At 70.0% G+C, this 12,126-nt stretch carries 12 protein-coding genes; 4 read left to right on the forward strand and 8 right to left on the reverse strand.

All coding sequences use genetic code 11. The features are described 5' to 3' along the window. Positions 1-143: 143 nt before the first annotated feature. Genes KIT86_RS05455 through KIT86_RS05475 form a run of 5 tightly spaced genes read right to left on the reverse strand, consistent with a single transcriptional unit; the run spans position 144 to position 6,441 of the window. On the reverse strand, positions 144-1,748 hold the full coding sequence (locus KIT86_RS05455) for an amidohydrolase (RefSeq protein ID WP_297395760.1): 1,605 nt from the start codon (positions 1,746-1,748) through the stop codon (positions 144-146). After that, on the reverse strand, positions 1,741-2,466 hold the full coding sequence (locus KIT86_RS05460; protein ID WP_297395763.1) for an ABC transporter ATP-binding protein: 726 nt from the start codon (positions 2,464-2,466) through the stop codon (positions 1,741-1,743). Before KIT86_RS05460 ends, KIT86_RS05455 begins: the two co-directional genes overlap by 8 nt. Beyond that, positions 2,460-4,214 (reverse strand): branched-chain amino acid ABC transporter ATP-binding protein/permease, encoded by a 1,755-nt coding sequence (locus KIT86_RS05465; protein WP_297395764.1) that lies wholly within the window; start codon positions 4,212-4,214, stop codon positions 2,460-2,462. Before KIT86_RS05465 ends, KIT86_RS05460 begins: the two co-directional genes overlap by 7 nt. Beyond that, a complete protein-coding gene (locus tag KIT86_RS05470; protein ID WP_297395767.1) occupies positions 4,204-5,247 on the reverse strand; it encodes a branched-chain amino acid ABC transporter permease in 1,044 nt (347 codons plus the stop codon). The genes KIT86_RS05465 and KIT86_RS05470 overlap by 11 nt, the downstream gene beginning before the upstream one ends. Positions 5,248-5,250: 3 nt before the next feature. Beyond that, positions 5,251-6,441 (reverse strand): ABC transporter substrate-binding protein, encoded by a 1,191-nt coding sequence (locus tag KIT86_RS05475; protein WP_297395769.1) that lies wholly within the window; start codon positions 6,439-6,441, stop codon positions 5,251-5,253. Between the two features lie 189 nt (positions 6,442-6,630). Between KIT86_RS05475 and KIT86_RS05480 the strand changes: the two genes are divergently transcribed. The 3 genes from KIT86_RS05480 to KIT86_RS05490 are packed head-to-tail and all read left to right on the forward strand — an operon-like array spanning position 6,631 to position 9,071. After that, entirely contained in the window at positions 6,631-7,119 is a 489-nt protein-coding gene (locus KIT86_RS05480) for a flavin reductase family protein (protein WP_297395771.1), read from the forward strand. Next, the gene (locus KIT86_RS05485; RefSeq protein WP_297395772.1) at positions 7,116-8,312 is read left to right on the forward strand and encodes a hypothetical protein; all 1,197 of its coding nucleotides are present in this window, start codon (positions 7,116-7,118) and stop codon (positions 8,310-8,312) included. The genes KIT86_RS05480 and KIT86_RS05485 overlap by 4 nt, the downstream gene beginning before the upstream one ends. A gap of 45 nt (positions 8,313-8,357) precedes the next feature. After that, complete coding sequence (locus KIT86_RS05490; protein ID WP_297395775.1) at positions 8,358-9,071, forward strand: Crp/Fnr family transcriptional regulator; 714 nt, start codon at positions 8,358-8,360, stop codon at positions 9,069-9,071. A 3-nt stretch (positions 9,072-9,074) separates the two neighbouring features. Here the strand turns inward: KIT86_RS05490 and KIT86_RS05495 are convergent, their stop codons facing one another. Next, complete coding sequence (locus KIT86_RS05495) at positions 9,075-9,482, reverse strand: DUF4440 domain-containing protein (RefSeq protein ID WP_297395778.1); 408 nt, start codon at positions 9,480-9,482, stop codon at positions 9,075-9,077. 116 nt (positions 9,483-9,598) lie between these two features. Continuing rightward, positions 9,599-9,988 carry a nuclear transport factor 2 family protein gene (locus KIT86_RS05500; protein WP_297395780.1) on the reverse strand — a complete coding sequence of 130 codons (390 nt, stop codon included), beginning with the start codon at positions 9,986-9,988 and terminating at the stop codon, positions 9,599-9,601. A gap of 179 nt (positions 9,989-10,167) precedes the next feature. Here KIT86_RS05500 and KIT86_RS05505 point away from each other — a divergent pair, with 179 nt between their 5' ends. Continuing rightward, the gene (locus tag KIT86_RS05505; protein ID WP_297395783.1) at positions 10,168-11,166 is read left to right on the forward strand and encodes a LysR family transcriptional regulator; all 999 of its coding nucleotides are present in this window, start codon (positions 10,168-10,170) and stop codon (positions 11,164-11,166) included. Here the strand turns inward: KIT86_RS05505 and KIT86_RS05510 are convergent. Then, complete coding sequence (locus KIT86_RS05510) at positions 11,052-12,125, reverse strand: NAD/NADP octopine/nopaline dehydrogenase family protein (RefSeq protein ID WP_297395786.1); 1,074 nt, start codon at positions 12,123-12,125, stop codon at positions 11,052-11,054. The two genes, KIT86_RS05505 and KIT86_RS05510, sit on opposite strands and share 115 nt — an antisense overlap. Position 12,126 lies beyond the last annotated feature (1 nt).

A 12,126-nucleotide genomic window follows, 5' to 3' on the forward strand; every position in this document is an offset into this window, starting at 1 on the left:
AGCCGCGCTGAAAGCGCCTCCCTGGCCGAAGGCCGCCGCTGGACGATCCGTCCACGGCGGCCTTCGGTTCTTGGGCAGCTCCATGGTCTTCTGGCGCAGTGGAACGCGATGCCCGCGCGCCACATGGGGCCCGGCGCACGCCCTCACGAAACGGCGCGGGACCAGACCACCGCGCCGCCGCGCACATGCAGCAGCACCTTCGTTGCGCGCACCTCGCTGGCACCGGCCCGATAGGGGTCGGTGTCCACCAGGATGGCATCCGCTGCCGCGCCCACCCGCAGGTGACCCAATTCGTCGTCCCTGCCCAGCACCGCCGCCGCGTTTTCCGTGTGGCACCTCATCGCCTGCGACGCACTCAGGCGCTCGGCCGCGCCCAGCACGTGGCCCGTCGCCGTCCGGCGCTCGCGCGCAGCGGCCATGGACTCGAACGGCGACAGCGCCCCCGCTGGCGCGTCGGAACTGCCTGCCAGCAGCACGCCGCGTTCCAGCAAGGCATGCGCGCGGTACAGCAACGGGCTGCGCTGCGGGCCCAGCGCCGCCGCGAAGCTGTCGCCCATGCGCTCGATGAAGCTGGCCTGCGTGACCACCGCGATGCGGGCTTGCGCCATCCGGTCGCAGAGCGGGTCCGGTGCGAGTCCCAGATGCTCCAGCCGATGGGGCATGCCGGGCAACGGCGCCGCGCCTTCCATCGCGGCCACGGCTTCTTCCACGCCCTGATCGCCAATGGCGTGCACCGCGACCTGCCAACCATCGCGCGCGGCCTGCGCCACGTGGCGGCGAAGGGCCTGCGGCGGGTTCATGAGGAGGCCCTTGCGCTGGCCGCACGCGCAATAGGGCGCATGCAGGGCCGCTGTGCGGCTGCCCAGGGTGCCGTCGCTGAAAAACTTCAGGGTGGCCACCTGCCAGTCCGGTTCCCGCGTGGGTCGCAGGCCCCGCATCGCCGCCTCCGTCGGGCCGATGGCCAGCATGAACCCCATGCGCAGCGGGAACGGCGCGGCGCCGCGCAGGGCATTCCAGAGCTGCCACTCGGTCTCGAACCCGTAGGTGAAGCCGACCGCCGCCTCCACCACCGTGCTCAGGCCCAGCGCAAGGCAGTCCTGCGCGACAACGCCCAGGGAGGCCTGCACATCGGCCAGCGCCGGCGACGGCAGCATGGGGTACAGCACCGCCGCCGCCGCCTCGCGCAGTACGCCGTTGGGCACACCGTCCTCGCGGCGCTCCAGCATTCCGCCGACCGGGTCCACCGCATCGTCCGCGTAGCCCGCGCGGCGCAGCGCCAGGGTGTTCGCCACGGCGGCATGGCCGCACGCACGGCGCAGCACCACGGGCCGGTCCGACACCACCGCATCGAGTTCCCATCGCGTGGGCAGCCGCTGCTCCGCGAGGCGGGCCTCCGACAAGCCATGGGCCACGATCCACTCGCCCGAGTCGAGCCGACGATCGCGCAAGCCGTCCATCAGGTCGGCCAGGGAGCCCGGCCCGTGCGGCCCGCCCAGGTTCCACGTCAGTCGGTCGATCGCCATCCACAGGAGATGCGCGTGGGGATCGATCAAACCCGGCAGGAGTGTCTTGCCCTGGGCGTCGATGCGATGCTCCGCCGCTGGCAGCGCATCGCCCGCCTGGCCCACCCAGCGGACGCGTCCACCTTCGAAAAGGACCGCCGCCGCCGTGGCGCCCGAGCTGTCGGGATAGATCGCGGCGTTGTAAATCAGCAGCCGCGGCGGGACCGCGCGATGTGGCTCAGGCATGACGGGCTTCGCTCCCCAGGTAACTCTCGACCACGCGCGGGTCCTCGCTGAGTTCGTGCGACGGCCCTTGCAGCGCGACCTCGCCCATCTCCAGCACATAGGCGCGGCTGGTGAACTGCAGGGCCAGCCGCGCATTCTGTTCCACCAGCAGCAGCGACAGGCCGCGACCGGTTCGCAGCCGATCGAGCGCCTGAAGGATCTGCAGCGTGATGCGCGGGGCCAGCCCGGTGGAGGGCTCGTCCAGCAACAGCAGCCGAGGCTGTGACATGAGCGCGCGGCCAATCGCCAGCATCTGCTGCTCCCCACCCGAGAGCGTCTGCGCCCACTGGGTCTGGCGTTCCTGCAGCACCGGAAACAGCGAAAAGACGAAAGCAATGTCTTCGCGCAGGCGCTGCGAGGGCGAGTGCCTGCGCAAGTAGGCCCCCAGGCGCAGGTTGTCCAGCACGGACAGGCTGCCGAACAACTCGCGGCGCTCGGGCACCAGCGCCATGCCGGCGCGCAGGCGATCGCCGGTCGTTCGCGCCAGCACCTGGCCGTCGACCTGCACCTCGCCGCCCGTTTCGGCGTGCGTGCCCATCACCGCATTGAGCAGGGTGGTCTTTCCGGCGCCGTTGGGCCCGATCACCGCCACGGCTTCGCCCGCGTCCACGCGCAGGGACAGGCCGCGGATCACTTCGGAACGCCCATAGCCGGCGTTGAGGTCACGGACCACTAGCATGAAGCGTCTCCTGTTCCCAGATAGGCATCCAGCACGCGCGGGTGTCGCCGCACATCGGCGGGCGCACCATCGGCGATCACCCGTCCGCGGTCCAGCACAACCACCCGGGTGGCCAGCGCCATGATGATGTCCATGTCGTGCTCCACCAGCACAATCGTGCGGCCCTGTAAATGCAGGGACCGGATCAGCTCCACCAGCCGGCTCCGGTCGGCCCGTCGCAAACCTGCGGCGGGCTCGTCCAGCAGCAGCACATCCGGGTCCGCGATCAGTGCCCGCGCCACCTCCACCAGCCGCCGCTCGCCCAAAGACAGCGTCGACATCGTCCGCGCCGCGTGCGCCGCCAGGCCCACCTGCGCCAGGCAGCGGTGCGCCGAAGCGGCCACCCTCGATTCGTCGCGGGCATCCCGGCCCGTCAACGCCGCGAACCAGCCCGTGCGCGTGCGGCGAAAGGCCCCCAGCATGACGTTGTCCAGCACCGAGCGGTCTTCCAGCAGCCGGGTGTGCTGGAAGCTGCGGGCCAGGCGGCCCGACTGCCGCGCCTGCGCCAGCGGGGCACCCTGAAGGCGCACTTGACCGGCGTGATCCGGATTGACACCGCTGATGACGTCGAAGCACGTGGACTTGCCCGCGCCATTGGGGCCGATCAGGCCCAGCACCTCGCCTCTGTGCAGGCGAAAACTCACGTCCGCCAAGGCTTGCACGCCACCGAAGGCCACGCCCACCCGCTCGACCTCCAGCACCACTTCGTCGGTGGTGCTGGCCTGGCCCCTGTCCGGCAACGGATCGCCTGCGACCGGGGCCCAGCGCGCGGCCAGCACGCGGTCGATGCGGGTCCACAACCCTTCGGGGAAGAACCGCATCACCGCCATGATGAGCAGGCCGTAGAACAAGGGCTCCAGGCTGCTGGCGGACGACGAAATCGCCGGCAGCACGGACTGGAGCACCCAGTTCAACCCCTCGACGATCCAGGTGCCGGCCAGCGCACCGAAGGCGCTGAGCTCACCGCCCACCACCGCGATCATCAACCCCTTGATCGAGCCGGACAGGTCAAACGGCGAGGGGCTGATGAACCCGAGATAGTGAGCGTAGAGCCCGCCGGCCAGACCGGCCACCATGGCCGATGCCGCCAGCGCGCGCAACCGCATCCCGCCCACGGAGATGCCAAAGCTCTCGGCCATCAGCTCTTGCTGGCGCACCGCACTCAAGGCGCGGCCGACCCGCGATCGCTGCACGCGCGTCACGGCGAAGACGACCAGCAACGCACAACCCCAGCTCAGGACCGCCATCGAACGCGGCCCATTCAGCGGGTGGCCGAACAACGTGAGTGGCGGTATGCCGCTCAACCCGGAGGCCCCACCGGTCCATTCGCCGGCCGCGCGGAAGCACACCGCCAGGGCAATGCCCCAGGCGAGCGTGGTCAATGCCAGGAAATGCCCCCGCAGGCTGCTGGTCACGCCGCCGATCAGCAGCGCCGCCAGCGCCGCGATGGCGATCCCAGCGGCCAGGCCGGCCCAGGCCGGCAGGCCCGTGCGCAGGACCAGCAGCGCACTGGCATAGGCACCCAGGCCCATGAAAGCCGCGTGCCCCAGCGAGACCTGGCCAGAGATCGCCAGCACGACCAGGGACAGGCCCAGCAGGCCATAGATGCCCATGGTGGCAAGCACGGATGCGTGGAACTCGGCGCCGAACACCACCAGCGCCGCCAGCAGCGTGGCGGTGAGCGCCAACAGGCGCATTTCAATGCTCATGAACGGCTCCACGGCGCTTCATCCGCGCGGTCTGGATCAGCAGCAGGGGAATGATCAGCAGGAACACCAGCGCGTCGCGGTAGGCACTGCTGAGGTAGGAGAACCAGGACTCGAAACTGCCGATCAGCAAGCCCCCCAGGATCGCACCCGGGTAGCTCACCAGGCCACCCAGCGTGGCACCGACAAAGCCCTTGAGCCCGATGAGAAAACCCATCTCGTAGTGAACGCCCACCACGGGAGCGATCAGCACCCCGGCCACCGCGGCCAGCCCGGCGCCCAGGAAAAAGGCCCGCCGGCCCGCGCTGGCCACCTGGATGCCGCAGAGGTCGGCCCCGGTGCGGTTGACCGCGCAGGCCCGAAGCGCCTTGCCTGCAAGCGTGTGCGCAAAGCAGAGGTACAGCGCCGCCACCAGCACCGCGGTGCTGGCCACGACCAGCAAGGACTGGTAGCTCACCACGACGATGCCCAGGCTGAAGCTGCCGCCGAGCAAGGGCGCCACCGAATGCGCCTGGGGCCCCCAGAGCTGCAGGGTCAGGCCCTGCAGCACCAGGTGCATGCCCAGCGTGACGATGATGTAGACCAGCACGCTGGCGCGCGGAATCGGCTCGATCGCGATGCGATGGAACACCGGCCCGAGCGCCGCCACCAGCAGCACGGCGGCGGCCGCGTTCACAAGCGCGGGCGCCTGCAGCGCGGCCAGCCCCATGGGCAGCAAGACGGCCGCGGCGGCCACCGCCACGGTGGGCAGCACCGGGGCGCACATCGCCGCCCAGCCCGCGCGCCGGCGCGACCAGATCGCGAGCAGCCCCCAGAGGCAGACGCCCGCCACCAGCAGGTAGCTGGTCCCGGGCAGGCGGCCCTGGTCGAGGCTGACCATGGTCATCGCCGCCAGCATCGCGAAGTCGCCATGGGCGATGTTGATGACGCGCGTGACCAGGTAGATCAGCACGATCCCCAGGCCCAGCAGCGCGTAGACCGCGCCGCTGGTGAGGCCGTCCACCGCCAGAAACAGAAAGGTGTCCCAAGCCGCCACGGGTCAGTTCTCCTGCAGCTTGAAGCGGCCCTGTTCGACCCGCAGCATCACCAGGCCCACGCTGTCGAGCCCCAGGTGATCGTCCTTCGACAGATTGAAGATGCCGTTGGCGCCCGGATGGTTGCGGATGCGCTCCATGTGGTCCCGGGCCGAGGCCCTCAGCGCGGGCAGCGCGGCACCGGGCGGCGAGGCGCGCACGGCCGAGGCCAGGGCGCTGAGCGCCAGCTGCCCCGCATCCCAGCCCTGGCCCGCAAACAGGTCCGCCGACTCGCCGGGGTACTTCCGCGCATACGCCTGCACGAACTGCTGCAGCGGCGCCTTCAGGGGATGCGAGGCCGCCAGCTGCTCGTGCACCTGCAGCGCCCCGCTCACCACGTAGGCGCCGTCGACCGAGCCCTTGGCAAGCGAGAGGAAGCCTGCGTTGGCCGCGCCCGCGCTGTGAAAGATCGGCCGATCGACACCCACCCGGATCAGCGCCTGGTGCGCCAGCACGCTGGCCGGCGGAATGGCGTGCAGGTAGACGGCGTCGGCGCCCGACTGCCGGATGCGCAGTGCCTGCGGCGTGAAGTTGGTGTCGGCGCGGGAGAAGCGCTCGTTGGCCACGATCTGCATGCCGTGCTCGGGCGCCAGCTTGCGCAGCTCGTTCCACCCGGCTTCGCCGTAGGCGTCCTCCAGCCCGAAATAGGCCACACGCCTGGCGCCGCTCTTCTTCAGCCTGTCCAGCGTGAAAGCGATCTGCATGCGGTCCGTCATCGGCGTCTTGAACGTCCAGAAGCGCTCGGCCACGGGCTCCACCACCGTGGCCGCCGACGCCATCGAGATGTTGAGCACGCCATAGGACTTGACCGTGTCGAGAACCGCCATGGAGGCTGGCGTGGTGGTGCAGCAGATCACGACCGCCGCGCCATCTTCGCCGGCGAGCTTGCGCACGGCGTTCACCGCCCGCGTCGGGTCGGAGCCGTCGTCGTAATAGACGAACTTCGGCGTGAAGGGCAGGTCCGGCCGCGACCGGGCCAAGTCCTCGACCAGTTCCACGGCCTTCTTCTCCGGCAGGCCCAGGGCCGCCGCGGGTCCGCTGGCGGAGGCCACCACACCGATCACCAGCGTGGGCTTGTCCGGGGTCTGGGCGGTGGACGGCAGGTGTGCCGAGACGGCCAGCAAGACCGTGCCCAGTGTGCGCAAGATGTTCTTCATCGAAATGCTCCTCATGGTTGAGGCCGCCACGTTACGGGGCACGCGGTTTTCTCGCGGTATCGGCCGATACAAGTGGCGTTGGGGAATGCCCTAGCCCACGCGGCGCAAGCGGTATCGACCGATACAGACAGATCGGCGCGCGCTGGCGAGACTGCCATCCACCATCTCACACAGAACGGAGGTCCATGGATGGATACGACAAAGGACAGCAGAGATTTCAGGGCCGTGATGGGCCGCCTGCCCACGGGGGTGACCATCGTGGCCTGCGGCCCTGCGCAAGCGCCCTCGGCGATGACGGCCAACTCGGTGACATCGGTCAGCCTTGAGCCGCCCTTGCTGCTGGTGTGCGTGCGCAACGCGAGCCGTTGGCTGGGCTGCCTGCAAGCCCAGGGGCACTTCTCGGTCAATGTGCTGAACGCCGAGCAGCAGCGCATCTCGCAGCACTACGCGGGGCGGCCGGACACGGGCTGCGGCGCGCGCTGGGACGACGCGGGGCAGGCGCCGGTGCTCGAAGGCGCGAGCGCGGCGCTGGTCTGCGAAGTGAGCACCCTGCATTCGGCCGGCGACCACACCATCGTGATCGGCAGGGTCACGGCCATGCGCCAGTCGGACACGCCACACAACGCGCTGGTCTTCCTGCGCGGCCGCTACCACGAGCTGGCGGGAGTCGCGGCATGAGCAAGACCACCACCCCACCCACACTGCCCGAACTGGTGGACCGCGCCCGGGCCCTCGCGCCGCTGCTGCGTGCCTGGGCGCCCCGGCACGAGGCATCGCGCAGGGTCTCCGATGAAGCCATCGCCGCCATGCGCGAGGCCGGTCTGTTCCGCATCATGCAGCCCGCCGCCTGCGAGGGCTGGGACATGCACCCTCGCGCGCTGTTTGAAGTGGCGCGCGAAATCGCGCGCGCCGACACGGCCAGCGGCTGGATCCTCTGCCTGGCCGGTGTCCACCCCTGGCTGCTGGGCATGTTCGAACCCCGCTTCCAGGACGAGGTGTTCGCCCAGGGGCGCGACGCCGTCGTGCCCGTGTTGAGCGGCGGCGTCGGGCGCGGCGTGCAGGTGGCGCTGGAGGACGGGACCATCCGACTGTCGGGCCGCTGGCTGTATGCCTCCGGCGTGGATGTGGCGGACTGGCTGTGCGTGATGGTTCCGGTGCCCGGCGCCCACGGCGAGATCGAGCAGCGCCTGGCCGCGGTGCCGCGTTCGGCGTTCGCGGTGGATGAGGCGTCCTGGCAGGTGTCGAGCATGCGCGGCACCGGCAGCAAGGACGTGACCCTGACCGACGAGCGCGTGCCACTCTACCGGACGATTTCCTGGCCCGATGCGCAGCGCGGCATCTACCCTGGTGCCGTGCGCAACGACGGGCCGATGTACCGCATGCCGCTCAACGCCGTCTTCGCGCTGTGCACCGCCATGGGCGTGGTGGGCGGCGCGTTCGGCCTGCTCGATGCGGTCGTGGAACTGGGCCGCAAGCGCATCGCCAACGCCACCTCTGTCGCCCAGGCCGATGACCGCTACAACCAGATCGAATTGGGTCAGGGTGCGGCGCAGATCCACATGGCCTACCGGCTGATCCTGTCCGACGTGGAAGAAATGCACGACCAGGCCACGCGCGGGCAGCCCTTCACGGTGGAGCAGCGTGCGAGGTACCGCGCCGACGCGGCACTGGCCTCGCGCATGGCCCTGGCCGCCTCCACGCGGCTGGTCGCCACCTGTGGCGGCGCCATCCTTCCGCATGGCCCGGTGCAGCGCTTCTTCCACGACATGCACGGCATGGCATCGCACTTCCTGCTGCAGGCCGAGGTCGGCGGCGAGCTGTACGGCAAAGCCCTGTATGGCCTGGAACTTCCACCCAACACCCGGCTGTGAAACATGTTTGACGATGCGGCGGCCCGCCGGCTAGATTACCCCCCCATGAACGAACGCCGGCACGAGACCTGGGGCCTGTCGCCCGACGATGTGGCGCTGTGGCACCGCCACGACTACCTGGCCGACCGCCTGCGCATCCGCAAGGGCAACCTGTTGTACGGCCAGGGCGAGGTATCGCCCCACTTCTTCCTCATCGTCTCTGGCGAGGTGCGCGTGTCCTGCTTCGAGGAAAACGGCCAGGAAATCACCATCGAAGTGATGGGCCCCAACGCCTTGTGCGGCGATGCCCCCGCCTTCGATGGCCTGCCGCGCTTCTCGACCGCTGTCGCGCTGCGGGACTCGGTGGTGCTGCGGTACGACGCGCGGCGCCTGCGCGACGCCTTCGCCACCCACCCCGAACTGGCGCTGTCGCTGCTGCGCATCGTCAGCATCAAGCAGCGGGTGCTGGCCATCCGCCTGGAGTACGCCTTCTCCTACCCGCCGGAAGAGCGCATCTTCCACCTGCTGCGGCGGGTGGCCGCCACGTTCGGCACCACCACACCAGAGGGACGGGAGATCACCGTCCACCTGACCCACGAGCAGGTCGGGCGCATGACGGGCACGTCGCGCGTGACGGTGACGCGGGTCATCAACCGCCTGCGCAACCGCAAGCAGCTCATCGTGCGGGGCCAGCGCTTTGTCATCCCGCACGACGATTCGAGCGGGGGCGGCGCAGAGGCCTGGCCCGAGACCCGGGCCGAAGCCTCCAACACCCGCTGAGGCTTACGCCTGGGCCGGGGCAGGCCCGTTGTCGTTGTCCATGTCGAGCATGGCGCGCCATTGGCCCGCCACCTTCTTCCACACCACCACGTACTTGCCGACAAAGCTCACGGGGCCTTCGTCCTTGGTCATGCTGATGCGGTAGTGGCCGATGTCGTAGGCCATGTCACCCGCATCCGACACATGCAGGGTCGGCGTGTACTCGGCCACGAAGTCCTTGCGCTGCAAGTACCCGCCCCAGACGGCGCGCAGGTTTTCCCGCCCGGTGGCCAGAGGTCGGCCCGGCGGCATGTAGGTGGCGTCTTCGGCGTAGATGGAAAGAATCGTCTCGAGGTCACGATCGCGAATGGCCTTCATCCATTCCTGATAGCGCTGGGTGATCGCCGCGACGGCGTCCTGATGGGTTTTCATGTGATCTCCAATGGTTGCTGTGCAGCCTTTTCTGCACCACCCGATGGTGCGGGCCGACCGCGCGGGTGTCTGTATCGACAGATACCAGCCGCGCCCGGACGGCTCGCGCGCGGCGCTCAGCGGCCGAGCTTGCGCAGCCGATCCCCCATGTCCGACCAGACCTCCTTGGAGACGATCAGGTCTTCGACGATCTCGAACCGGTCCACATAGCGGACGCCTTCAAAGACCACGCCGTCGGCAAAGACGCCGGACACCACGCCCTGCGCATACACCACCGTGGCATCGGTTCGCTCAGCCCGCTCCATCGGGCCGTAGGTGTACAGCACCGACTCGTAGCGGGGTCCGCTCCAGGCGAGGAAATCGGCCACCTCGTGGAACACGGTCGGGCCGGGAAAGATCAGGCGCGCGCCCGGTGCCAGACAGGCCTGCGCGCGCGGCGCATCGCGGTCGTTGACGGCCTGGATAAAGCGACCGATCAATCGGCGCGCCCGTTCGAGTTCATTCATGTTCGGCCCCTGGAAGATGGTGCGCCGATTCTGCGCAGCTTCAGTCCTGCGGGCTGTATCGCCCGATACAACGCCGGCTCCGGCACCTCAGGCGCGCGCCAAAGGCGGTATGCTGGCTGGCCGCACCGGCCCGCAGCGGCCATGAAAGGCATCGAGTGAGGAACCCATCGCAGCGGCTCATGGCCGCCCTGCGTTTTCGCCAGCTGGAACTGCTCAGCACACTGGCCGACACCGGCAACATGCGGGCCGCGGCGCAACGGCTTCACATGACCACGGCCGCGGTCAGCAAGGGCCTCAAAGACGTCGAGGCGCTGTTCGAGCAGCCCCTGTTCCACCGTCTGCCGCGCGGCGTCGTGCCCACCGTGGCCGGCACGCTGGTGGTGCAGCGCGGGCGCGTGCTGCTCTCGGAGATGGAGCAACTCTCCGACGAACTCGCCGCACCGCTGCGCCCGCTGCACGAGCGGCTGAAGATCGGCGCCACACCGTTCCTCACCTGGACCGTGCTGCCGCGCATCCTCTCGGCGCTCCAGGCACAGGGCCAGCTCTGCGGCGTGCTGCTGCTCGAAGGGCGGCTGGCCGACATCTCGCGCCAGCTCGAAGCCGGCGAGGTGGACGCCCTGATCACCATGGACACCCCCTCGGAACTGGGCAGCCTGTCGGCCCAGGGCTTCACCATCGAGCACATCGGGCTGGAGCAATGGCGCGTGGTCTGCTCGCCCCGGCATGCGCTGGCCTCAGGGCGCACCGCCCAAAGCCCACCCCTGCGCTGGGCCGAGGTGGCCCAGGCCCCGTGGATCCTGCCCCCGCGGCCGACCAACTCGCGCATGATGCTGGAACACACGCTGCGCGGGCACGGGTTGCCGGCGCTCATCCCGCACATCGAGACCATGAGCGCGATCACGCACCTGGAGCTGGCGGAGCACAACCTGGGCCTCACGCTGGCGGCCCAGGGCACGCTGACCGAGCGGCTGCAGCGCGGCAGCCTGGTGGAGCTTGCGATGGAAAGCCTGCCCCCGCCGGTGCCCATCGCCATGGTCCACCGCCGCGGTGGCAACGACCGCGCTCAGCTGGCCGGGCTGGCCGCCGCCGCGCACCTCGCCAGCAGCGCATCGGCACCGCCACCGGCGATGTCCAGCGCGTCAAGCAGGAAATTGTCGGCTCGGAAATCGCGCCCGTAGGCCACGGCCAGCAGGCTCAGGCAGGCCGAGAGCACCGGCGTGGGCACCCCGGCCGCACGGCCGAGCGCCTCCAGGAAGGCCAGGCCGAACGGCGCGTCTTCCAGCACGTAGCGGTGCTGCAGCGAAGCCGGCCCGTTGGGGCTCATGCCGTTGCCGGTGATTGCCGCGGCCATGGTGTGCAGCGGCCCTTCGGGCACGTGGTACGAGCGCGCGTAGTGCTGCCGCAGCGAGGGCACCTCCAGGCCGAAGCCCTGCGCCACCGCGCGGCGCTCGACGTCCAGCGCCTCGGCCATGCGCCCCACCACCGCCGTGAAGTGGCCAAACAGCGACCAGGCCTCGCCCACCTCCATGCGCGTGAGGTTCGGGATCACCTCGGCCGCGTGCGCGATCGGGTTGATGTTGGCCAGCGTGGGCGTCAGCAGGTTGTCCGCCACGACAAAACGGTCGCCGAAGCAATCCGCGCACATCTGCTGCGCCTGCGCCGGCTCCAGCGGCCCCAGCGTGGCCATGTCGATGCGGCTGCGCAGCGGGTTGATGTGCAGGCGGCCGTCGGGCTGGAAGTGCGTGGTCGTGAGCGTGGTGCCCCAGCCACTGACCTGCACACCCTCGGCCGCCGCGGCGATCCACAGCGGCGCCAGCGACAGCGCGCCGCTCACGATCACGTGCTGGCCAGGACGCCAGCGCGCGTTCAGCGGCCCGAGCACGCTGGCATAGGCATCGGCCGGCAGGCAGACCAGCACCACATCAAACTCGGCGAGCCGATCCGGCGAGGCCAGCCACTCGACCTCGACCTCACCGCTGACGGCCCCCGCGCAAGTGAAACTGGCGCGGTCCCCGTGGAGGCGCACCCGGCGCCCGGTGGGCGACCACAGGGCCGGCTCGAGGCCGTCCCGCGCAAGAAAGGCGGCGGCGGCGCAGCCGATCGGCCCCGCGCCCACGATGGCGACGCGCGACGTCATG

The organism is Hydrogenophaga sp., assembly GCF_026125825.1.
GTDB lineage: Bacteria > Pseudomonadota > Gammaproteobacteria > Burkholderiales > Burkholderiaceae_C > Hydrogenophaga.